This is a genomic window from Neobacillus sp. NRS-1170, from assembly GCF_050468025.1.
In genome coordinates this window covers 66,620-89,615 of the sequence record NZ_JBITPF010000049.1, presented here as the reverse complement: position 1 = coordinate 89,615, position 22,996 = coordinate 66,620, and the positions used below count along the sequence as shown (strand labels likewise).

The window sequence follows — 22,996 nt, the reverse complement described above, 5'->3', positions numbered from 1 at the left end:
GAAGAAAAGCAGGACTTGGTGGATAACGAAGAAACACAAAGTGGGGTATACCATGAAACCAACCATATACGATGTAGCTAAGGAAGCGAATGTGTCGATTGCTACAGTTTCCAAAGTAATCAATAATACTGGGCGGATCAGTGAAAAAACAAAAAACAATATCCTTGAAATCATGGAAAAACTCGAATATCAGCCAAGTAGTTTAGCAGTCGCCTTAACGGGAAAAAGAACTTTCACTATAGGTGTTCTCGTTCCTGATATCGCTAACCCTTTCTTTGCTGAAGTAGCACGTGCACTTGAAAACAATGCAAGGGAAAACGGCTATACGATTATTTTGTGCAGCACGGATTATCAGCTTGAACGTGAGCACGATTACTTAGAGCTGTTATTAAAAAAACAAGTAGACGGAATAATCATTGCAACTGAGCCAAAAGACCTGAAGAAATTCAAAAACCTTCAGAATCGGAATATACCATTTATCATGTTTTCCTTTGATCATCTAGCATTGAACTCACACGTTGTTACAACGGATGATGTAAGAGGGGGATATCTTGCAGGTTGTTACTTATTGGAAAAAGGACATAGGAAAATAGCAGTTATTACTGAAACACAACGATCAAGTGGTCAATTGCGTCTAGAGGGATTTAAGCAGGCACTTGTTAATGAAGGAATTAACTTTGAAAATGTGTTAGTGATTGATTCAAAATCAATAATAGAAGAAGCGAAAAAAGCTGCTCAACAAATTTTAGAGTTGGAGAATAAGCCAACAGCCGTTTTTGCTTCTACTGATTTAATAGCTGTCATTTTTATTAATGAAGCACGTAAGGCCAACATATCGATTCCGGATGATATATCGATTATTGGTTTTGATAACACCATTCATGCGGAAATAGCAGACCCTGGATTGACGACCATTGCTCAGCCAATTTCTGACTTAGCACGTTATGCTATTGAACAGTTGATGCAATCAATTGAACAGCCGGGATTGTCTTCACATCGTATTATGCTTGCACCAACACTTGTAGAACGTGATTCTGTAAGAGAACTAAATAAATAGAATTCATGCACCGAAAGCTGAACAGATAAAAATTGGCAGCTTTCTATTTATGCTTTTAGGGTAAGCGCTTAACCTATTTTCTTGATTTAATGATTAAATATTCAAAATATACTTGAAAATGAGATTGAAGTTAGTATAATTTAAGGTAGGAAAGCGCTTAACCAATCGGAATTTAATTCAAATGATTATGGAGGATTCAAAGATGACATTAACTGTAGGAATCATCGGAGCTGGACGTATTGGCAAAATACATTTAGATAATTTGCAAGGTATTCAACAGGTTCGCGTAAAGAGTGTATCAGATGTTGCGATTCCACATCTTGAATCGTGGGCTGTAGAGAAACAAATTGAAGTTTTAACAACCAATTATCATGACATCCTGAACGATCCAGAAATTGATGCTGTATTTATTTGTTCACCTACCAATACACATGCCACTCTCATTAAGGAAGCAGCTGCAGCAGGCAAACATATTTTTTGTGAAAAACCAGTCAGCTTTACTGTGGAAGAAACAGAAGAGGCACTTGAGGCCGTTAAAAAGGCCGGTGTAAAACTTCAAGTTGGTTTTAATCGCCGATTTGATTCGAATTTCCGTAAAATCCGCCAGCTGGTTCAAGAAGGGCAGATTGGGAATCCACATCTTTTAAGGATTACATCACGCGACCCCGAGCCTCCAAATGTGAATTACGTAAAATCGTCAGGCGGGCTTTTCATGGACATGACGATTCACGATTTTGACATGGCCCGTTACATCATGGGCAGTGAAGTGGTTGAGGTATTTGCAAAAGGGGCTGTGTTAGTGGATCCAGCCATTGGTGAAGCAGGGGATATTGATACTGCTATCATTACTTTAAAGTTTGCGAATGGTGCTCTCGGAGTCATTGAGAATAGCCGCCGCGCAGCTTATGGATATGACCAGCGCTTAGAAGTTTTTGGAGACAAAGGCGCCGCCCATGCCGACAACAATCGTGCGAATACAGTTGAGGTATCTACAGCGGAACATGTCTCTAAGGAAAAGCCATTGTACTTTTTCCTGGAACGATATACACAGGCTTACATAGATGAAGTAAAGGAATTTGCGGCTTCCATTCTTGAGAACAAACCAGTCATGTGCGACGGATTTGACGGTATGCAGGCAGAACGGATTGCAAAAGCCGCAAGACAATCGCTTGAAACTGGGGCACCGGTTAAATTGGAGCAGGTTGGCCATTCCGCATCAATCTATTAATTTTTTATAGGGAAGGATCGAATAAATATGAACCCTCTAAAATTCAAACTGGATCGGCCGCTCGATCTTATTGCAGTGGGCCGGCTATGCATTGACTTAAATGCCAATGAGACGAACCGTCCGATGGAGGAGACGCGGACCTTCACGAAATATGTTGGTGGTTCTCCTGCAAATATCGCGATTGGTTCTGCAAGGCTCGGTCAAAAGACAGGTTTCATCGGAAAAGTATCTGATGATCAAATGGGCCGTTTCATTACGGATTACCTGGAAAAAAATGCGATTGATACAACTGGGGTAAAGATTGATCGAACAGGGGCCGTTACTGGGCTTGCCTTTACTGAAATTAAGAGCCCTGAGGATTGCAGTATTCTGATGTACCGCGATAATGCTGCGGATTTGAAGCTGCACCCATCTGAGGTCGATGAGGAGTATATTAAACAAACAAAGGCTTTGTTGATTTCTGGTACGGCTTTGGCTAAAAGCCCATCTCGTGAGGCTGTCTTCGTTGCACTGGAATATGCCTTGAAACACGGCGTAACGGTGTTTTTCGACCTTGACTATCGTCCATATACGTGGACAGATGAATCTGAAACAGCGGTTTATTATAACTTGGCTGCTGAAAAATGCGATTGCATTATTGGAACACGTGAAGAATTTGACATGATGGAAAAATTGTTAAATGTGAATGAATCAGATGATCATTACACAGCCTCCCGCTGGTTCTCCCACCGCGCCGAACTGGTTGTGATTAAACATGGTGGTGCCGGCTCGATTGCCTATACAAAAGATGGGGCATCCCACCGAAGCGGCATTTTCCGGACGAATGTCTTGAAGACATTCGGCGCAGGTGACTCTTATGCATCGGCATTTATTTACGGCCTTATGAATGGGAAGGACGTATCAGAGGCAATGAAGATGGGCAGTGCTTCAGCATCGATTGTCATTTCGCGCCATAGCTGCTCCGATGCGATGCCAACAAAGGAAGAACTGCAGCATCATCTGGAAACGGCTGTTTATGAATTGGCTTAATGATATTTTTTGATATTGGTAGATTTTAAAATAGAAAGGAAGAAACTCAGATGACATTGACAACAGTACAAACCTTGAAAAATTATATTGGCGGCAAATGGGTCGAGTCTACTTCAGATAAAACAGAGGTCGTTTATAATCCGGCAACAGGGGAAGAGCTGGCGGTTGTCCCGCTTTCGACAAAGGAAGAGGTCGATCAGGCTGTAAAAGCAGCGCATGAAGCATTTCAAACATGGTCTCAAGTTTCCGTCCCAAAACGTGCACGGATTCTTTTCAAATATCAACAGCTTTTAGTGGAAAACTGGGATGAGCTTGCGAAGCTTGTTACAAAAGAAAATGGAAAAAGTTATTCAGAAGCACACGGTGAAGTCCTGCGCGGCATTGAATGTGTAGAATTTGCGGCAGGTGCACCAACTTTGATGATGGGCAAACAGCTGCCGGATATTGCAACAAATATCGAATCTGGCATGTACCGCTATCCACTTGGAGTAGTTGGCGGAATTACTCCGTTCAACTTCCCGATGATGGTCCCTTGCTGGATGTTCCCGCTAGCGATTGCTTGTGGAAATACATTTGTATTAAAGCCATCTGAGCGGACTCCGATTCTTGCTGCTCGTTTAGCGGAATTGTTTGAAGAAGCTGGCCTTCCAAAAGGGGTGTTGAATATCATTAATGGTGCCCATGATGTGGTAAATGGACTCCTTGAACATAAGCTTGTCAAAGCCATCTCATTTGTTGGTTCACAACCTGTTGCAGAATATGTCTACAAGACTGGTGCTGCTAATTTAAAACGAGTTCAAGCACTTGCAGGGGCAAAAAATCACTCCATCGTATTAAAGGATGCCAATCTGGATGTAGCTGCGAAGGAAATTACCAGTGCGGCTTTCGGTTCAGCAGGCGAGCGCTGCATGGCTGCGGCTGTTGTCACGGTGGAAGAATCCGTAGCAGATGTGCTGATTGCCAAGCTTAAAGCAACTGCTGATGAAATAGTCATTGGAAATGGACTGGATGAAGGAGTCTTCTTAGGGCCTGTTATCCGTGAATCACATAAAGTGCGGACCCTCGGCTATATTGAATCAGGCGTTGAGCAGGGAGCAGTCCTCATCCGGGATGGCCGTGAGGACGAGGCGGTAAAAGGTGATGGATATTTTGTTGGCCCAACCATTTTTGATCATGTAACACAAGAAATGAAGATTTGGCAGGATGAAATTTTTGCACCAGTGCTTTCTGTCGTTCGTGTGAAAGATCTAGCTGAAGCGGTGGAATTTGCTAATGCTTCACCATTTGCAAACGGGGCATGTTTATATACAGACAGCGCATCAGCTGTCCGCCAGTTCCGTGAAACCATGGATGCAGGAATGCTTGGCGTGAATGTTGGAGTCCCAGCACCAATGGCCTTCTTCCCATTCTCAGGTTATAAAGATTCCTTTTATGGTGATTTGCATGCAAATGGTATGGATGGGGTTGAATTCTATACAAGAAAGAAAATGCTGACAGCTCGTTATCTAAAGTAATTTAGTCAATAAAAGGGAAGTGGTGGGAGGGACAAAATCCGTGCCGCATCCCTTTTTCTATTTTGAAAGATTTTGAATGAGAGGGGATTTAAACGTGGAAACAATTCGAATGACGACCGCACAGGCTCTTGTAAAGTTTTTAAACGCGCAATATGTAGAATTTGATGGAAAACAAGATAAGTTTGTAAAAGGGATCTTTACAATTTTTGGCCATGGTAATGTGCTTGGACTTGGTCAGGCTCTGGAAGAAAATCCAGGTGATTTGGATGTTTATCAAGGACGGAGTGAGCAGGGAATGGCAAATGCTGCTATGGCCTTTGCTAAACAGAAGCATCGCAAACAGATTATGGCCTGCACCGCATCTGTCGGGCCGGGATCGGCCAACATGATTACATCCGCTGCTACAGCAACGGCGAACAATATCCCCGTTCTATTGCTTCCTGGTGATGTGTTTGCGACTCGTCAGCCTGACCCAGTCCTGCAGCAAATTGAACAAACACATAATTTATCTATTTCCACAAATGATGCGTTCAGGGCTGTAAGTAAGTATTGGGATCGTGTAAACCGGCCAGAGCAGCTTATGTCTGCGATGATCAACGCCATGCGTGTTTTAACAAACCCTGCTGACACTGGAGCTGTAACGATTGCCCTGCCGCAGGATGTACAAGGAGAAGCATGGGATTATCCAGAAAGATTTTTTGAAAAGAGGGTTCATCGAATCGAACGCCGTCAGCCATCTGTGGAAACGGTACAGGATGCTGTCAGCCTCATTCAATCCAAAAAGAAACCATTCTTAATTTTAGGCGGTGGGGTCCGCTATTCAGAAGCGGCTGATACTTTCTTGCAATTTGCAGAAAAATATCATATTCCATTCGGAGAAACACAGGCAGGCAAAAGTGCGGTTGAAAGTACACATCCGCTGAACCTTGGCGGACTTGGAGTAACAGGCAATTCGGCTGCCAACTCCATTGCAAAAGAAGCAGATCTAGTCATTGCGGTTGGCACTCGCTTTACTGATTTTACAACTGCTTCCAAGCAACTGTTTAGTACGGCGGACATTCTCACTATTAATATATCAGAATTCCATGCAGCAAAATTGGATGCAGTGAAGGTAGTTGCTGATGCGAAGGCTGGTCTTGAGGCCATTTCCTCCAAGCTGGGAAATTATGTTTCCTGTTATCAATTTGAAATCGTGGAAGCGAAGCAAGAATGGGCGGAAGAATTGAATCGCCTTTATAAGGTTACATATGGAGAAAATTTTACACCGGAAATCGAAGGACATTTGGATGATAAGCTGCCTGAATATTATGAAGTTTTTCAATCTGAACTGACCCAAACTAGTGTGATTGGCAAAGTGAATCAACTGCTTGATGACGATGCTGTAATTGTTGGTGCGGCGGGAAGTCTGCCGGGCGACTTACAGCGCATGTGGGTTCCCCAGGCTCGTAACACCTATCATATGGAATACGGCTATTCCTGCATGGGATATGAAATTGCCGGTGCATTAGGTGTGAAGCTGGCTGAGCCAAACAAGGAAGTATACGCGATGACAGGCGATGGAAGTTACTTAATGCTTCATTCTGAACTAGTAACAAGCCTTCAAGAAGGCAAAAAGATTAATGTCATTCTGTTCGATAACTCTGGATTTGGCTGTATTAACAATTTACAGATGGAAAACGGCATGGACAGCTACGCTACCGAATTCCGCAAACGGAATCCGGAAACAGGAAAATTAGACGGTGAGATCATGAAGATTGATTTTGCAAAAGCCGCTGAAGGTTACGGGGTAAAAACTTACTCTGTTCGTACAATGGAGGAATTAGAAGCTGCGATTATGGACGCGAAAAAGCAGAAGGTCAGTACATTAATTGACATTAAAGTATTGCCTAAGACGATGACACATGGCTACGGAGCCTGGTGGAACGTTGGAGTGGCTGAAGTCTCTGAAAAAAGTAGTATCAAGAAGGCATATGAGAGTAACCAAACGAATCTAGAAAAAGCACGTGCGTACTAATAGGGGGTGTATGAATGTTTGAGGGCAATCAAGTAATGTTGGCGATTGCGCCAATCGGGTGGACAAATGATGATATGCCGGAGCTTGGCGGCGATGTGACGTTCGAACAATGTATAAGTGAAATGGCACTTGCAGGTTTTTCCGGAAGTGAGGTCGGCAATAAATATCCGCGAAATCCCGAGGTTCTAAAAAAGGCCTTGTCCTTGCGAGGCCTGGAAATCGCAAGTGCTTGGTTTAGCACCTTTTTAACTTCAAAACCATTTGAGGAAACTACCAGGTCATTTATCGAACACCGTGATTTTTTACATGAAATGGGTGCTAAGGTCATTGTGGTATCTGAACAAGGAAATAGTATTCAAGGTCAAATGGAGACACCGCTCTTTGAGCAAAAGCCTGTTTTTACAGAAAATCAGTGGAAGCTGCTAATCGAAGGTTTGCATCTACTTGGGGATCTTGCTTCTGAAAAGGGTATGAAGATTGTATACCATCACCATATGGGTACTGGTATCCAGACAACAGAGGAAATTGACCGGCTGATGGCAGAAACGGATCCTGAAAAAGTAGCTCTGCTTTACGATACAGGTCATCTTGCATTTTCCGGTGAAGATCATTTACATGTGTTAAATAAATATATCGATCGAATTCATCATGTTCATTTAAAAGATGTACGAATGGATGTGGCCATTAAAGTTCGTGAAGGGGACTTAAGCTTCCTCCAAGCAGTTAAAGATGGTGTCTTTACGGTTCCAGGAGATGGAGTTATTGACTTTAAACCTGTTTTTGAAGTATTAGAAGCAGCAGGATACAAAGGTTGGTTTGTGGTAGAGGCAGAACAGGACCCCTCCGTTGCGAATCCTTTTGAGTATGCATTGAAAGCGCGCCAATACATTCGTGAAACCAGCGGACTATAAGGGAGTAAAACAATGACATTAGTAAAAATGAAAGAGATACTGGAGCATGCCGAGGCTAATCAATACGGAGTTGGAGCGTTTAGTGTCGCAAACATGGAAATGGTCATGGGGGCTGTACGTGCAGCAGAGGAGCTTCGTTCACCACTTATTTTGCAAATTGCGGAAGTGCGTTTGAAGCACTCTCCCCTCCATATCATTGGTCCGGCGATGGTTGCAGCGGCTAAAGCAGCAACCGTCCCGGCAGCTGTTCATTTTGATCATGGCTTGACAGAAGAAAAGATCAGAGAGGCACTTGAAATTGGCTTTTCTTCTATTATGTATGATGGATCCCATCATCCACTTGGAAAAAATATTGCGGAGACCCAGAAAATCGTGGCCATTGCTCGTGAATATGGGGCGACAGTTGAAGCAGAAATCGGACAGGTTGGCGGCAGCGAGGACGGTTCAGTGGATCTTGAAGTGTTAATCACCTCAACGGAAGAAGCCAAGCAATTTGCTTCAGAAACAATGATTGATGCACTGGCGATTGCAATCGGAAATGCACACGGGATGTATAAAGGAGACCCTCATTTACGAATGGATCGATTAGAAGAAATCCATGCTGAAGTGGATATCCCACTTGTACTTCACGGAGGATCGGGTATTTCCGAGAAAGTTTTCCGTAAATGTATCCACCATGGCATTCGGAAAATTAATGTGGCTACTTCAACTTTTAACCAAGTTGTCAACATGGTTAATGAAGAAGCTCCATTCCACAATTTTTTTTCCTATCACGAATCTGTGATTGAAGCAGCGGCAGAAAATGTAAAACGTCATATCCGTATGTTCCAAAGTGATGGGCGTGTCGAGGAGGTAAAAGCATATGTATGAAAAGCTCGGTGAATTAAAACATGGCTATACGAAGATTACAGATATGGAAAGCAAACATCCTGATATGCTCCAAGATATTGGTATTTACACCTTAAATGAGGGAGAAATGGAGGTGCTATTTGACGGTGAAAAAGAGACTGCCATCCTTTTGCTTGAAGGAACCGTTTGTTTGGAATGGAATGGGAACTCACAAGGAATAAAGCGCCAGAGTGTTTTTGATGAAAACCCATGGTGCCTGCATGTTCCAAAAGAGGTGGAAGTGAAGGTCACTGCACTTGGGAACAGTGAAGTGCTTGTTCAAAAAACAGATAATGAAAAAACCTTTGAAGCAAAGCTATATACGCCGGAGGATTGCTCAAGTACCGTTGCTGGTGAAGGAGTTTGGAGCGAAACGGCGGAACGTGTGATCCGGACGATTTTTGATTATAACAATGCTCCTTATTCCAATCTGGTCATCGGCGAGGTTATTTCTTATCCAGGACGCTGGTCAAGCTATCCGCCGCATCATCATGACCAGCCGGAGGTTTATTATTATCGATTTGATAAGCCACAGGGGTTTGGATGTGCAATGGTAGGCCCCGAGGCCTATCGCGTTGAACATAACAGCTATATTACGATACCGGGGGATCTCGACCATCCGCAAGCGACTGCACCTGGTTATGCCATGTACTTTTGCTGGATGATTCGCCATCTTGAAAACAATCCATGGACAGACCGGATCATGGAGGAAGAGCATAAATGGCTGCTCGAGCCTGATGCGAAAATTTGGCCAGAAAAGTAATGAGTAAGCTATTTTATTAAATAACAGTCACTATTGTCTGTGCAGTAATCTGCTTGGATGAAGGGGAGTTGATTTTGGGGAATGTTTAAATGGATTTTTGCGACGGGCGACACCAGCGAAAACAGGGTTGCTGCTTTGGTAGTAGGGAAGGGCAATCAGTCCAACTGACAAGGCCCATCCACGCCCGCGTGCCCAGGTCGCGTCGTCAACGGAATGCGCTGCACGCAACCTTTCCCGGCCTTCGACGGAAAGCAGATTCCACGCGAACATCCAGTCTTGATGGCCCAATCGCCACGGGGTAATCGTACGAACATATCCTCACCGAGCCGGTAGATTGCATTTTCCGTCCCGGAGGAGTTGAACAGCTCAAGGGGAAGGTCCGCCCATTGCGGAAATTGTCCGGAAATCAACCGTTTCACGAGAGGTAGGTTGATTTCTGGTGCACTATTTGAATTGGTCATGAGGGACCTCCTTTTGAAAAAGCTTAATAAAAAGTTACATTAATCTAAGCTAGAATCTGATTGACTTTATTCATGACGGCCTCTTGGATTGAGGATAGCTTTTCCTTGCTATCTGCCATCGATGTACCTTTTACCGCAAAGTAAAATTTAGCTTTTGGCTCTGTGCCGGATGGACGAAGGCAGAACCAAGAACCATCCGTTAAATGATATTTCAAGACATTGGAACGTGGCAGGTCTATCTGGGTATCGGTACCATTTATAAACTTAGTAGAAGTTGAATAATCTTCCATTGCAGCTACTTCCATTCCAGCCACTACACTTACTCTTTCACTTCTAAATGTATCCATTAATCGGGCAATTTGTTCCGCTCCATCTTTACCCTTTAGGGTAATCGATTGAAGAGCTTCTTGATAAAAGCCGTACTTTTCGAAGATGGATAATAGACCTTCATACATCGTCATGCCTTTTGATTTATAGAAAGCAGCGACCTCTGCGACAAAAACGGCCGACTGTACAGCGTCCTTGTCGCGGACAAAATCTCCAATCAAATAGCCATAGCTTTCCTCGTAACCTAATAGGAAGGTGTGCTGTCCTGTTAGTTCGAAATCATTTATCTTTTCACCGATGAATTTAAACCCAGTCAGGGTATCCATGGCTTGTACACCATAATGTTCAGCAATCGCACGTCCGATTTCAGAGGTAACAATGGTTTTGATCACAACACCATTGTCAGGCAGAAGTCCTTTCGCTTGTTTTTGCGATAACAAGTACTCAAGCATTAAGGCACCTGTTTGGTTTCCGGTCAAAACCACATATTCTCCCTCATTGTTTTTTACCGCAACACCTAAACGGTCGGCATCAGGGTCTGTGGCCATTAGGATATCTGCACCTATTTCTTCCCCATATTGAATGGCCAACTCGAAGGCTGCATGTTCTTCAGGGTTTGGTGATTTTACTGTAGAAAAGTTCGGATCTGGAAGCTCCTGCTCTTTAACAACCGTCACATTTTCAAATCCAAATGCCCTCAAACCAGCACGAACTGGCTTATTCCCTGTCCCGTGTAAGGGTGAATAGACAATTTTAAAATCTTTTGCCACTTCTCGAACCAATTCGGGATTTAATTGAAGTGTCTTTAATTGCTCCACATAGGCGTGATCAATCTCTTCCCCTATGTAAGTTAACAATCCGCTTGCAAGTAATTCTTGTTCTTCCGCTACTTCAACCGTTAATTCATTTTCAACGGCATTCACATAATGAATAATCGTGTCGGCTGCTTCAGGTGGAATCTGGCCACCGTCTTCACCATACACTTTAAAGCCGTTATATTCAGGTGGATTATGACTGGCAGTAATCACAACTCCAGAAAAAGCATTTAAATATCGAAGGGCAAAGGACAATACCGGCGTCGGACGCAGCTCTTCAAATAAATAAGCTTTAATCCCGTACTTTCCAACTGTTTTGGCGACCTCTAACGCAAACTCCGGAGATTTATGACGGGAATCATAGGCAATGACAACTCCGCGTTGTTTTGCGGATTCACCTTGTTCCAAAATATATCTTCCGAGACCTTTTGCTGCCCTGCGAATAGTATAGGTGTTTAAACGATTAATGCCAGGGCCAAGTTCTCCGCGCATTCCGCCAGTTCCGAATTCGAGATGTTTATAAAAATGCTCTTCCACTAAACTTGTATTGTCTTGAATTTCCTTCAGCTTAACTTTTAAATCTTCTTCTAAACCGTTAAAGGAAAACCATTTTTCTGCTTCTTTTAACCATTTCATTTTCAATCTCTCCTTTTTCTTCGCTGCTACATTTTATCTAAATTAAAATCAGAAGAATTCAAGATATCTTCTAAAATTTCAGCTGGTTTTTTATTAGTAGAGTCGTAGAGATATTTCGCATTTGCTGATTCGTTTTCAAGTTGATTAAGCAAAAATAGGGAGCGGTCAATTAAGAATTGATCGCCGCGCTTATTCAAACGGTCAATTAAAATATTCTCATCAGCCCGCAGGACAACATATTTAATCCGCAGGTCCAGATGAGTAAAATGCTTACAGAACCACTCTAACTCATCTTCCACCACAATATCGATAATCACATTATAATCATGTTGAATTAAAGTCTGTGTTATGGAGAGCATGCTTTTCCACATGATAGATAAATTTTCCTCCCAAGGAGGTGCAGAACCTTCCTCATACATGGAAAGGAAATCATCCCCTTTAATAAGAGCACTTTTCTTTACGGTTCGTGCTAGTTCTTTTGCTAAAGTGGACTTTCCAACTCCGCAAGGTCCAGAAATAATATAGATGGTTCTCAAGTTACTCACTCCGATGATTTTAATTTTTTCTCAGCAGTGGACTCTCGAATGATTAATTTGGTCGGTAACAGGATCTCGTGAATCGGCTCCTCTTTGTTTTCCATTCTCCAGCAAAGCTGCTCCACAGCTTTTTTCCCGAAATTATTTAAATCAATATCCATGGTTGTAATCTTTGGGGTTGAAATTTGTGATAATTGTCCATTATCAAAACAGCATACTGATACATCTTCAGGTACTTTAAAACCTCTATGCTGCAAATTGGAAGTAACAAGGAAACCGTGTCCATCGTTCACGCAAAACCATGCTGAAGGCTGGTTCTGAAGGTGATCAAGGAATACATTGATGTCACCCTGGTTTTCCTGTGCGTTTGTGAACATAAATTCTTCATTAGGCTTTATCCCGTATTTTTTTAAAGCAAGCAAGTATCCCTCTAATCTCTCTTGATAGCTTGGAGAAATGTCAATATCACCTACGAATGCTATATCACGATGTCCTAGCTGAATTAAGTGTTCTACAGCGATAAAAGCACCAAATCGGTTATTCGTTAAGATGGAATCAGCCATTAAATAGGGTGAATGATGATCAATTAAAATAGTAGGGATACCGGTATTGATAATGTGAGAAATATAATCGGTACTAATATGAGATAGAATTAAAATCCCATCAATTTCGAGATTCGTTAACAAGGAAGGAAGAGTTAAATTCACTTTAGAATCCCTATCGATCGGCTCAATGAATAAATTCATGCCGCGGGCCCGAACTTCTTTTTCAACGCTTAAGTAAATTTCACCAAAGAAGCTTTTAAGTGAAAAAGCATAATCAGAAGCGATTAAGGCGATATTTTTGAGCACCTTTTTATCACCTTGTTTTTGATTTCTACTATTTAAAATGGAATAACCCATTTCCTCAGCTGTATTCTGTACAAGCCTCCTTGTCTCTTCACTTACTCCTGGTTTTCCAGACAAAGCTTGGGAAACAGAGTTTTTTGAGATATTTAACCGATCCGCAATATCCTGCATTGTCACTTTTTTTTTCATATATATAATTCTCCCTTAATCTATATCTTAATGGTAAAAGTAATGTGTCATTCTTTGTAATTATATTGTAACGTTACAAAATATAAATTACAAGAGGATTGTGAAATGAAGTATTAATTTAGTAATGTACTAAAATATTAATTTTTTGTAAAAATAATGTTTGACATTACAAAAGTAAGGTGCAATAATTGGTTTTGTAAGGTGACTAATAACGTTATTACACAATTATTTTTTAATTTTGTAATTCTATCTTTTTTGCTTGTTAAGAAATGAGGGATTACGGCTAGATACCATATTTTTTGACCTAGATTACCATTAGTATACTTTTTTTTAAAAGCCAATGATAGCGCTGTCACGTAATGTGCATGTATCATTTGAAGTCAGTGCAATATTTGTATAGTTTTGGGCATAACTACTTTTATAGAATTTGGATCAGATATTAAACATTGGAGGAATATAAGATGAAAATGAAAAAAGTAGCATCAATCTTATTTGCAGCTTCACTTACTGTATCAGGGCTAGCTGCATGTTCCACTGGTAACCAAGAAACAAAAGATGCTGGCAAAAAAGATGGGGTAACAACGATTGAATTCTGGGCTGCTCCAAACCCTACGCAGCAAGTGTATTGGAAAGAAGTCGCAGCAGAGTTTACTAAGGAAAATCCGAAAATCAAAGTTAATGTTAGTCCGATGAAAGAAAGCCCAACATCAGAAGCGAGTATCCAATCTGCGATTGCAGGTAAAAGTGCACCGACCATGTCTGAAAATATTAACCGTGGTTTTGCCGCTCAATTATCTGAGAGTAAAGCGCTAGTACCTTTAGATACGTTAGACGGCTGGGATGATGTAAAGAAAAGCCGTAATATGAATGAAACAATGAAGGGCTGGGAATTTGCTGACGGTCACCAATACGTATTGCCAATTTACTCTAATGCAATGTTATTCGGCTGGAGATTAGACATCTTAAAAGAACTTGGATACAACGAGCCGCCAAAAACATATAGCGAAATGCTGGATGTGGCAAAGAAATTAAAAGCTAAATATCCTGATAAATATCTATGGGCAAAAGCAGACCTTGCCGATCCTACAGCTTGGAAAAGATGGTTCGACTTCTTCATGTTATATGATGCAGCGTCAAACGGTAACAAGTTTGTGGAAGGAACGAAATTCACTGGCGATCAAAAAGCCGGCGAACAGGTTCTTGGTTTAATGGATGATCTTCGTAAATCCAATGCGTTATTAACAAGACAGGCTAAAGATCCGTTTGAAAGTGGTTTAGGAATTTTCGTCGATGTTGGTCCTTGGACGATCCCATACTGGGCTGACAAATTTCCGAATATGAAATTCAACGAAACTTATACATTAACACCACCACCTGTTCCAGATGGTACAGATACTAAAAATGTTAAAACATTTGCTGATACAAAAGGTCTAGTTATTTATGCTTCTGCAACGAAAGAACAACAAAAAGCAGCGATGGAATTCATGAAGTGGGTGTATTCAAAGCCTGAAAATGATGTGAAATGGCTAGAGAAGACAAGTTTACCACCAGCTCGTGATGATTTAACAACGAACGATGCGTTTAAAGCGTTCTTTGACAAAAATCCAGCATTACAACCATACGCAGCAGCCGTTCCAAATGGTATCCCGCCAATGGATAACTCAAAATACAATGATATTCAGACCTTTATTGGTCAACAGGCTTTCAATCCAGTAGTAAAAGGTGAGAAAGATCCGAAAACTGGATGGAAGGATATGCAACAAGCAATTGAGGGGGCTCTGAAATAATGAGCACAAAGCAAGGAAGGTTGGGCTGGCTGTTTGCCAGTCCTTATCTTTTATACGCGGTTGTTTTCTTTTTAATCCCACTGGTATGGTCACTGTTTTTATCAATGACCGATTGGAATTTAATTGCACCAACGTTTACGTTTGTTGGATTTGATAATTATATGGAGGCTTTTAAGAGCCCGGGTGTTCAGAGTGCCTTTTTTGTATCGTTTAAATTTATGGCCGTATTTGTACCATTAGTTGTGGCATCTTCGATTATCGTTGCGTTAATCGTTCAAGGACTACCTAAATTTAAAGGATTGTTTCTAATTGGTTTTTTCCTTCCTTATTTAGCATCAGGCGTTGTGTCTTCCTTTATCGTTAAAGGGATTTTATCTTATAACAGTCCGGTGAATGAATTCTTAAGAGGTTCATTGGGCTTGGACATTAACTGGCTTGGAACACCTTTTGCTGCACTGTTTGTGGTTGCGATGATTATCGCTTGGAAATTCACTGGCTACTATGCGCTGATTTTAACGTCAGGGTTTGAGAGTATTGATAAGGAAGTTTATGAAGCAGCTAGTATTGATGGGGTGACAGGCTGGCAGCGTTTTTGGAAGATCACCTTTCCGCTTCTGTACCCGGCTTTGTTTACGGTATTAATCCTATCAATCGGTGTGACGTTTGGTATTTTCACGGAGGTTTACCAATTAACAGGTGGAGGCCCTGATTTTGCAACCAATACGTGGCAAATGGAGATTTTTACAAGAGCGTTCTCGAATCTTCAAGCTGGTTATGCTTCAGCGATTGCGATTATAGCCTCTGTCGTAACGTTTATTTCAATATTTATCATTCGAAAACTCTTAGAAATGTGGGGGAAACGAAATGGGTGGAGCTAAGAAAAACGGATTATTGTTTCGTTACCTAATTGCCGTTGTTCTCTTACTGATAATGATCTTTCCGTACATTTATATGGTGCTTAATTCTTTTGCTGTTTGGGATCAAGTAGATAAGAAGCTTATCCCAACCGAGTACAGCTTGAAATCCTATCACTGGTTGTTAGCCGGAGGAGAAGCAGTTATTCCAAGGCCATGGCTTAATGCGTTTTTTAACAGTTTTATCGTTTCAAGTGCATCCACCTTTTTAATGATGGTAACTGGGGTAATGGTTGCTTATGCATTAGCGAAAATGCCCTTTAAAGGAAGAGACACAGTTAATAACGTGATTTTATTTCAAATGTTTTTCCCAGCGATTATATTATTGATTCCTACATTCCTTGTGATTCAAAGACTCGGCATGTATGACTCTTATTGGGGAATGATTCTGCCAAAAGCCCTTAGCTTATGGGCGGTATTTATGTATACGAACTTCTTTAAGGCGATACCAGATACCTTTATTGAAGCGGCAAAATTGGACGGCGCGAGTGATTTGCAAATCATGTTCAAAATCGTCCTGCCCATGTCGAAATCGATTACGACTGTTATCTTCTTATTCTTGTTTATGGAAAGATGGACAGAGCTGTTATGGGATATGCTAGTGGCAAAGAGTGACAATATGCTGACTTTGAACGTACTTTTATCACAAATGTTCGGTCCATATGGCGGGTATCCAGGCCCGATGTACGCGGCAGCTGTGTTATTAACTCTTCCGATCATTATTATCTTCTTACTGTTTGCAAAAAAATTCCAAGAAGGTATGCAATTTACACTTAAGTAATAGAATTGGAGTTCTTACACAATGGTGAAATGGTGGAAGCAATCGACTTTTTATGAAATCTATATGCCAAGCTTTAAAGATGGAAATGGTGATGGAATCGGCGACTTTGCTGGGATGACCTCCAAACTCGACTATCTTAAAGAATTGGGGATTGACGGATTGTGGCTTACGCCGTTTTATCCATCACCAAAGGTTGATAACGGCTATGACATTTCCGACTATTATGAGATTGATCCAGATTATGGAACGATGGCGGATTTTGAAACGTTTATTCAAGAAGCACATCAACGTGGTATCAAGGTCATTGCAGATTTAGTGCTCAATCACACTTCTTCTGATCATCAATGGTTCCAGGAGTCAAAGTCCTCAAAGGATCATCCGAAGCGTGATTGGTATATCTGGAGAGATTTTCCAAATAATTGGGTGTCTTTCTTTGGCGGCCCGGCTTGGGAATACGATGCTAAGACGAATCAATATTATTACCATGCCTTTGCGAAGGAACAGGTGGATTTAAACTGGGCTAACCCTGAAGTGAAACAGGCCATGTTTGATGTTATGAAATTTTGGCTTGAAAAGGGAGTCGATGGTTTCCGGCTAGATGTCATCAATTTCTTAAAGGTTAACGATTCGTTTCAGGACAATCCATATGATTTGGAGAAAAAGGAACAAATTCATTTATTCGATAAAGACCAAGAAGGAGTTATTGCGATTATTGAGGAAATTGCCGAGTTTGTTCATCAGTATCCGGATAAATTTCTTGTTGGTGAGGTTGGTTCCGAGGAACTGGATATCCTTAAGCTATATTCTGGGCTTAACAAATTAGATGTTGTATTTAATTTTAATATCGGAAGCATGGCTAAGTTTGATGTGGACAAGCTCTATCAACAATTAGTGGGAACTGAGCAAGCTTATGATTCCACTCAAATTCCAACTTTGTTCTTTTCAAGTCATGATATGTCCCGGCATATTTCACGATTTGGCGGAGATGAGGATCTGGCTAAACTGGTTGCAACATTGATGCTTACGGCCAAAGGTGTCCCGTTCATTTATTTTGGCGATGAAATTGGGATGAGAGATTGGATTACAGACGACCTATCGAAAATGAAAGATGTTCAAGGAATCACGGGTTATAAGCTTGCACTACAAGAAGGAAAGTCGCATGAGGAAGCCCTTCTTGTTGCAAATGAAAAATCGCGTGATAAGTCACGTACCCCGATGCAATGGAATGCACGTGCCAATGTCGGTTTTTCAGAGGGGAAGCCATGGATTACGGTTCCTGAGGATGGATACAAAGTTACTGTTGAAGACCAGATAAATGACCCGGAATCGATGCTTTCTTTTTATAAAAAATTGCTGAAGCTGAGAAAGAAACATTCATCTCTACAGTTCGGAGATTATGAATTTTTACGAAACGAAGATGGAATGATCTATTTTGTCAGAACGGATACAGTTGAAAAAGTATTAGTAGTTTTGAATTTCACTGATCAACCCAAAACGCTTGAAGTGGAAGTAGCGGCCACAATGAAGTTGTTACTTTCGACAAAACGAACAGGGTTGGATCGTGAAAGTGTAGTAACAATTTTAGCAAATGAAGCAGTGATCCTAAAGGGGGATATAGGAAATGGCCTTGTTAAGGAAAGGTAATGCTCAAACATGTGAACAGCTTTTAGAGAAATATACTTCAAAAGTACAACCAACCAATCCTGAAAAAATTGTCTTCTCAGGCGTTGGAGAAAATGATGTTTATAATATTAGCGCACCGTTTGAGGATGGAGGGGAGCTTGTGATTGCAGGGCGAGTGGAATCACGTGACAGCGAACACTCAAATGTGTACTTTTTCGTTGAACGAAATGGCGAATGGGTGCCTAGGGATGGTGCCCCTGTTCTTGAATTGCAAGATCCATTCTTTACGCGTATCGCGGGAGAGTTAGTAGTGGGGGGCGTTCAAATTTTCCCTCACCCAACGAACGAAGGACAGCTCGGTTGGAGAACTGTTTTTTATAAAGGTCAAACGATTTCCAGTTTGCAGGAATTTGCGAAAGGTCCGGACGGGATGAAAGACCTCAGGCTTGTTGAACTAAAGGATGGCAGTATTGGGGTATTAACAAGACCTCAAGGAGAAAAGGGTGGAAGAGGAAAAATTGGCTGGACTCGCATCTCTTCATTATCTGAACTGACCATTGATGTGGTCAACGAAGCGCCGTTACTTCAAGGGCAGTTCATTGACGAAGAATGGGGTGGAGCGAACGAACCGCATCTTTTAGTAAATGGTCTTGTTGGAGTATTGGGACATGTTGCCTCCTTTGATGGTGAAGGAAACCGCCACTATTACCCAATGGTGTTTGCCCTTGATCCGGAAACAGGAATATTCACTGATATGGAGCTAATTGCAACAAGAAGCCAGTTCCTTCCTGGTCCATCGAAGCGACCAGACTTAATTGATGTCGTCTTTAGTGGTGGATTAGTTCGAAAACCTGATGGCACAGCTGATATTTATGCAGGAATTAGTGATGCAGAAGCTCAAAAAATTACCATCGTCGATCCGTTTTTACAATACGAACGGTAAATCCTAAAACAAAGGAGTAAATAAAATGAATGTATATAGATATGAAGAGAACCCTCTAGTCACTCCAGCAGATGTGAAACCGCATCGAACTGATTTTGAAGTTATTGGTGCTTTTAATGCTGGGATTACAACATATAACGATGAAATTATCATGCTTCTTCGTGTAGCAGAGCGCCCAATTAGCGAAGACGTTAATATTGTGAAAGCGCCGATTTATAATCCTACAACAAACGAACTAGAGATTTTAGAATTCCGTTTAGATGATCCTACGTATGACTTCTCTGATCCACGTGTGATTCGAAAAAGCGGGGATATACATTCATGGGACTATTTAACATCGATAGCATACTTGCGGATTGCAAGAAGCAATGATGGTGGTCATCATTTCACGATTGATGAGAATCCGTTAGTTTACCCATCCAATGAGTTAGAAACATTTGGGGTAGAGGATCCGCGGATTACCCAAATAGAAGATACCTATTATATCTATTTTAGTGCGGTTTCACCCGTTGGTGTCGGAGAATCAATGGTTTCCACGAAAGATTTTGTGTCGATTGAACATCATGGAATGATTTTTGCGCCGGAAAATAAAGACGTATTAATTTTTCCGGAAAAAATTAATGGAAAATACTATGCGATTCACCGTCCTGTACCAAAAAGTGTAGGGATGCCAGAAATGTGGATTGCTGAATCCACAAATCTTTTGCACTGGGGTAATCACAAGCATTTACTAGGGTTACGTCCGGGGATGTGGGATAGCGCACGAATGGGTGGAGGAGCTGTTCCATTTAAAACAGAAAAAGGCTGGCTGGAGCTTTATCATGGTGCAACTGAGGATCACCGCTATTGTATGGGGGCAGTATTACTTGACTTAGAAAACCCAACGAAGGTCATTGCCCGTTCAAATCAACCGATTCTAGAGCCTGAAGCAGACTATGAAGTAGAAGGGTTCTTTGGAAATGTAGTCTTTTCATGCGGTGCTGTTGTTGAAGGTGATGTAGTTAAAATGTTTTACGGTGTTGCTGATACATCAATGGCATGTGCGGAATTAAGCTTAAAAGAAATCTTGGATTCTTTGACTTATCTATAATTTGAAAAAATACGTGCCAAAATCGCGAGACTGATTTTGGCCTTTTTACTATGTTTTAAGCTTAGATAGGCTTCGCTAGTAAAACTGATATATCGTAAGTATTTTTCAATGGCAGGTGACGAACTATGAAAATAAATGATAACTGGAAAATAAAACATTTTGATGTAGGGGCTGCACGTGATCTTGAGGTCGCTGCACCTGAATATATTGATTACTTCTGGATGACATCATCAGTACCTGGTGATGTGCATTCAACGCTGATTGATCGTAAGTTGATTGAAGATCCTTTTTACGGACACAATGATTTGAAATGTCAGTGGGTAGAGGAAAAGGTTTGGTGGTATCGCAATACTTTTGAGTTCAATGATGAAGTTAGTAAAGACCACCGTTATGAGTTGATTTTTGAAGGTCTGGACACATTTGCAACTGTTTATTTAAATGGTGTGGAGCTAGGTTCAACGGAGAATATGTATATTAGTCACAGCTTTGAAGTAGCACGGGAGCTGAAGCAAGGGAGAAATGTTCTGGCGGTAAAATTTGATCCAGTCCATGTTCATGTGAAAGACAAGGTTCAATATTATTGGTCAGGATTTAGCAAGAAACGAATCTGGACGAGGAAAGCCCAAAGCCATTATGGCTGGGACTGGGGGCCGCGCTTAGTTGCTGCAGGGATTTGGAAGGAAGTTCATTTAGAGAAGAGAACTTTCGCGAAAATTGATCATGTTTTTGCGAAAACGAAATCAATTTCTCCAAACAAAGCGATTGTCGAGGTCGAAATGGATATAGCTTCATTTAGAAAAGATAAAGATTATGTGGTCGATGTTAATCTTTCCTATGGGGGAGAAGGTTACTCTACTAAAGGAAAAGTAGACCGCAAACAAGTAAAAGTTGTATTGGAAGTAGAAAGTCCAAAGCTATGGTGGACTCATGACATTGGCACGCCACATCTTTATCAACTAAAGGTTGAATTGTTTGCCAATGGTGTTAAAGTGGATGATCACCAAGAAGACTTCGGGATTAGAACCATTGAGGTACTGCGTAAGGACGGGGAAGGAAACCATTGTTTTACCTTTGTTTTAAATGGAGAAAAGGTATTTGCTAAAGGTGCAAATTGGATTCCGATCGATAGCTTCATCGGAGCTGTTCCAGATTCCCGTTATAGGCACTTAATCAAGATGTCCAAGGATGCGAATATGAATATGCTTCGTGTTTGGGGCGGAGGTATTTATGAAAAAGAAGTTTTTTATGACGAGTGTAATCGGCTTGGCATTTTAGTCTGGCAGGATTTCATGTTTTCCTGTGCACTCTATCCTGATTACAATAAGAACTTTATGGCCAACGTCAAAGAGGAGATCATTCATGTCGTTAAACGGCTGCGTAATCATCCTTGCTTGGCACTTTGGTGTGGAAACAATGAGAATGATTGGCTGTATGAAGCGTTGTTTTCATCAGGTGAAATCACTCATCCTTTTTACGGTGAAAAAATCTATCATGAATTAATGCCTGAATTACTCGAAGAACTCGACCCAACTCGTTTGTATTGGCCAAGCTCGCCATTTGGTGGAAATGATCATAACTCAAGGGAAGAGGGAGACACGCATAATTGGCAGGTTTGGCACGGGAATATTGAGCCGCGAATGTTCGGTGAACCCCAGACGGTGAATTACAGTGTTGAAGGGCTCTCATTTAAAAATTTTAAAAATGATACGACACTCTTTGCGAGTGAATTTGGCATGCATGCTTCTTCTAATCGCTATACATTAGAACGAAATATCCCAAAGGATCAATTTTACTGGGGAAGCGAAGAAATGGCCTATCGCAATAAAGATATCCATCATCCAAAAGGAATTTTGCTGATGGAAGGCTATACAGGAGTTCCAAAGGATTTAGATGAGTACATTTCTTTTTCGATGTTAACGCAGGCAGAAGGATTGAAATTTGGTATCGAACATTATCGACGTAACAAACCACATACAAGCGGGGCATTATTTTGGCAGCTGAATGACTGCTGGCCGGGTACGAGCTGGTCTGTCATCGATTATTATTTATTGCCAAAGGCTTCGTATCATTATGCAAGAAAGTTCTTCAGTCCGGTTCTTTTAACGATAGACCATGAACCTGGAAAAGAGCTGAAGTTATGGGTTGTAAATGACTCTTTAGAAGCTTATGAAGATGAAATAGAACTCGCTGTTTATCAAATGAATGGTGAAAAAGTTTTTTCAAAGCAATGGACGGTGTCGGTGCAGGCTAATGTCTTAGTGCAAGTGGATGTTGTTCTAGAGCTAGATGCTCTTAGCGGACTTCAGCCAGAAGAGGCGGTCATGGTCCTCCGCTCAAAGAGTAATAAAACCGAAGAAAACTTCTATTATTTCCGCGATCAAAAGAACGTAAGATTTGGAGATTCGAAATTAATTGTTGCCATTGACAAAGAGAAAAATGAGTTGGAGATTTCAACGAATGTAATAGCCAGGATGGTAACAATTGAACTGGATATGGAGCAGCTTGTGATTGAGGATAATTTCTTTGATTTACTGCCAAATGAGAAACGAACGATTAAGGTGTATCAGGCTGAGGGGAAAGAGGTTCCTTGGGATACATTGAGAGTGAAGGCGATCAATAGTAAGGAAATAAAGGAGTGTTGA

At 41.3% G+C, this 22,996-nt stretch carries 18 protein-coding genes; 15 read left to right on the top strand and 3 right to left on the bottom strand.

Annotated features, from left to right (window positions below; all coding sequences use genetic code 11):
* Positions 1 to 52: 52 nt before the first annotated feature.
* The 8 genes from ACIFOT_RS20975 to ACIFOT_RS20940 all read left to right on the top strand — a co-directional run bounded on the left by ACIFOT_RS20975 (position 53) and on the right by ACIFOT_RS20940 (position 9,404).
* Positions 53 to 1,057 carry a LacI family DNA-binding transcriptional regulator gene (locus ACIFOT_RS20975; protein WP_430067334.1) on the top strand — a complete coding sequence of 335 codons (1,005 nt, stop codon included), beginning with the start codon at positions 53 to 55 and terminating at the stop codon, positions 1,055 to 1,057.
* A gap of 202 nt (positions 1,058 to 1,259) precedes the next feature.
* The gene (gene iolG, locus ACIFOT_RS20970) at positions 1,260 to 2,285 is read left to right on the top strand and encodes an inositol 2-dehydrogenase (protein ID WP_430067331.1); all 1,026 of its coding nucleotides are present in this window, start codon (positions 1,260 to 1,262) and stop codon (positions 2,283 to 2,285) included.
* Between the two features lie 27 nt (positions 2,286 to 2,312).
* Positions 2,313 to 3,314, top strand: coding sequence for a 5-dehydro-2-deoxygluconokinase (iolC, locus tag ACIFOT_RS20965; RefSeq protein ID WP_430067328.1), 1,002 nt, complete (start codon positions 2,313 to 2,315; stop codon positions 3,312 to 3,314).
* A 50-nt stretch (positions 3,315 to 3,364) separates the two neighbouring features.
* Complete coding sequence (locus ACIFOT_RS20960; protein ID WP_430067325.1) at positions 3,365 to 4,828, top strand: CoA-acylating methylmalonate-semialdehyde dehydrogenase; 1,464 nt, start codon at positions 3,365 to 3,367, stop codon at positions 4,826 to 4,828.
* Positions 4,829 to 4,922: 94 nt separating this feature from the next.
* The gene (gene iolD / locus ACIFOT_RS20955) at positions 4,923 to 6,842 is read left to right on the top strand and encodes a 3D-(3,5/4)-trihydroxycyclohexane-1,2-dione acylhydrolase (decyclizing) (RefSeq protein WP_430067322.1); all 1,920 of its coding nucleotides are present in this window, start codon (positions 4,923 to 4,925) and stop codon (positions 6,840 to 6,842) included.
* Between the two features lie 14 nt (positions 6,843 to 6,856).
* Positions 6,857 to 7,753, top strand: a complete 897-nt coding sequence (gene iolE, locus ACIFOT_RS20950) for a myo-inosose-2 dehydratase (RefSeq protein WP_430067320.1) — start codon at positions 6,857 to 6,859, stop codon at positions 7,751 to 7,753.
* Positions 7,754 to 7,765: 12 nt separating this feature from the next.
* The gene (locus ACIFOT_RS20945; protein WP_430067317.1) at positions 7,766 to 8,623 is read left to right on the top strand and encodes a class II fructose-bisphosphate aldolase; all 858 of its coding nucleotides are present in this window, start codon (positions 7,766 to 7,768) and stop codon (positions 8,621 to 8,623) included.
* A complete protein-coding gene (locus tag ACIFOT_RS20940) occupies positions 8,616 to 9,404 on the top strand; it encodes a 5-deoxy-glucuronate isomerase (protein WP_430067315.1) in 789 nt (262 codons plus the stop codon). Before ACIFOT_RS20945 ends, ACIFOT_RS20940 begins: the two co-directional genes overlap by 8 nt.
* A 505-nt stretch (positions 9,405 to 9,909) precedes the next feature.
* Here ACIFOT_RS20940 and ACIFOT_RS20935 read toward each other — a convergent pair.
* From ACIFOT_RS20935 to ACIFOT_RS20925, 3 genes are read right to left on the bottom strand one after another with little or no spacing between them, the layout of a single operon-like run.
* Positions 9,910 to 11,643 carry a phospho-sugar mutase gene (locus ACIFOT_RS20935; protein WP_430067312.1) on the bottom strand — a complete coding sequence of 578 codons (1,734 nt, stop codon included), beginning with the start codon at positions 11,641 to 11,643 and terminating at the stop codon, positions 9,910 to 9,912.
* A 26-nt stretch (positions 11,644 to 11,669) separates the two neighbouring features.
* Positions 11,670 to 12,188, bottom strand: coding sequence for an AAA family ATPase (locus ACIFOT_RS20930; RefSeq protein ID WP_430067309.1), 519 nt, complete (start codon positions 12,186 to 12,188; stop codon positions 11,670 to 11,672).
* A complete protein-coding gene (locus tag ACIFOT_RS20925; RefSeq protein WP_430067306.1) occupies positions 12,185 to 13,216 on the bottom strand; it encodes a LacI family DNA-binding transcriptional regulator in 1,032 nt (343 codons plus the stop codon). The genes ACIFOT_RS20930 and ACIFOT_RS20925 overlap by 4 nt, the downstream gene beginning before the upstream one ends.
* Before the next feature lie 467 nt (positions 13,217 to 13,683).
* On the opposite strand from ACIFOT_RS20925, the gene ACIFOT_RS20920 reads away from it, so the two are divergent.
* From ACIFOT_RS20920 to ACIFOT_RS20890, 7 genes are all read left to right on the top strand, one after another.
* Entirely contained in the window at positions 13,684 to 15,003 is a 1,320-nt protein-coding gene (locus tag ACIFOT_RS20920; protein ID WP_430067601.1) for an extracellular solute-binding protein, read from the top strand.
* A complete protein-coding gene (locus tag ACIFOT_RS20915) occupies positions 15,003 to 15,881 on the top strand; it encodes a carbohydrate ABC transporter permease (RefSeq protein WP_430067303.1) in 879 nt (292 codons plus the stop codon). Before ACIFOT_RS20920 ends, ACIFOT_RS20915 begins: the two co-directional genes overlap by 1 nt.
* Entirely contained in the window at positions 15,868 to 16,698 is an 831-nt protein-coding gene (locus ACIFOT_RS20910) for a carbohydrate ABC transporter permease (protein WP_430067299.1), read from the top strand. Before ACIFOT_RS20915 ends, ACIFOT_RS20910 begins: the two co-directional genes overlap by 14 nt.
* 21 nt (positions 16,699 to 16,719) lie before the next feature.
* On the top strand, positions 16,720 to 18,342 hold the full coding sequence (locus ACIFOT_RS20905) for a glycoside hydrolase family 13 protein (protein ID WP_430067296.1): 1,623 nt from the start codon (positions 16,720 to 16,722) through the stop codon (positions 18,340 to 18,342).
* Positions 18,320 to 19,264 carry an MTP-1 family protein gene (locus ACIFOT_RS20900; RefSeq protein WP_430067294.1) on the top strand — a complete coding sequence of 315 codons (945 nt, stop codon included), beginning with the start codon at positions 18,320 to 18,322 and terminating at the stop codon, positions 19,262 to 19,264. The genes ACIFOT_RS20905 and ACIFOT_RS20900 overlap by 23 nt, the downstream gene beginning before the upstream one ends.
* 25 nt (positions 19,265 to 19,289) lie before the next feature.
* The gene (locus tag ACIFOT_RS20895; protein WP_430067292.1) at positions 19,290 to 20,354 is read left to right on the top strand and encodes a BtaManbiosPhlase; all 1,065 of its coding nucleotides are present in this window, start codon (positions 19,290 to 19,292) and stop codon (positions 20,352 to 20,354) included.
* A 125-nt stretch (positions 20,355 to 20,479) separates the two neighbouring features.
* A complete protein-coding gene (locus ACIFOT_RS20890; protein WP_430067290.1) occupies positions 20,480 to 22,996 on the top strand; it encodes a beta-mannosidase in 2,517 nt (838 codons plus the stop codon).

Coding starts and splice junctions, on each gene's coding strand:
- ACIFOT_RS20975 (WP_430067334.1), top strand. CDS start 53: ATGAAACCAACCATATACGATGTAGCTAAGGAAGCGAATGTGTCGATT.
- iolG (WP_430067331.1), top strand. CDS start 1,260: ATGACATTAACTGTAGGAATCATCGGAGCTGGACGTATTGGCAAAATA.
- iolC (WP_430067328.1), top strand. CDS start 2,313: ATGAACCCTCTAAAATTCAAACTGGATCGGCCGCTCGATCTTATTGCA.
- ACIFOT_RS20960 (WP_430067325.1), top strand. CDS start 3,365: ATGACATTGACAACAGTACAAACCTTGAAAAATTATATTGGCGGCAAA.
- iolE (WP_430067320.1), top strand. CDS start 6,857: ATGTTTGAGGGCAATCAAGTAATGTTGGCGATTGCGCCAATCGGGTGG.
- ACIFOT_RS20945 (WP_430067317.1), top strand. CDS start 7,766: ATGACATTAGTAAAAATGAAAGAGATACTGGAGCATGCCGAGGCTAAT.
- ACIFOT_RS20940 (WP_430067315.1), top strand. CDS start 8,616: ATGTATGAAAAGCTCGGTGAATTAAAACATGGCTATACGAAGATTACA.
- ACIFOT_RS20935 (WP_430067312.1), bottom strand. CDS start 11,643: ATGAAATGGTTAAAAGAAGCAGAAAAATGGTTTTCCTTTAACGGTTTA.
- ACIFOT_RS20925 (WP_430067306.1), bottom strand. CDS start 13,216: ATGAAAAAAAAAGTGACAATGCAGGATATTGCGGATCGGTTAAATATC.
- ACIFOT_RS20920 (WP_430067601.1), top strand. CDS start 13,684: ATGAAAAAAGTAGCATCAATCTTATTTGCAGCTTCACTTACTGTATCA.
- ACIFOT_RS20915 (WP_430067303.1), top strand. CDS start 15,003: ATGAGCACAAAGCAAGGAAGGTTGGGCTGGCTGTTTGCCAGTCCTTAT.
- ACIFOT_RS20910 (WP_430067299.1), top strand. CDS start 15,868: ATGGGTGGAGCTAAGAAAAACGGATTATTGTTTCGTTACCTAATTGCC.
- ACIFOT_RS20905 (WP_430067296.1), top strand. CDS start 16,720: ATGGTGAAATGGTGGAAGCAATCGACTTTTTATGAAATCTATATGCCA.
- ACIFOT_RS20900 (WP_430067294.1), top strand. CDS start 18,320: ATGGCCTTGTTAAGGAAAGGTAATGCTCAAACATGTGAACAGCTTTTA.
- ACIFOT_RS20895 (WP_430067292.1), top strand. CDS start 19,290: ATGAATGTATATAGATATGAAGAGAACCCTCTAGTCACTCCAGCAGAT.
- ACIFOT_RS20890 (WP_430067290.1), top strand. CDS start 20,480: ATGAAAATAAATGATAACTGGAAAATAAAACATTTTGATGTAGGGGCT.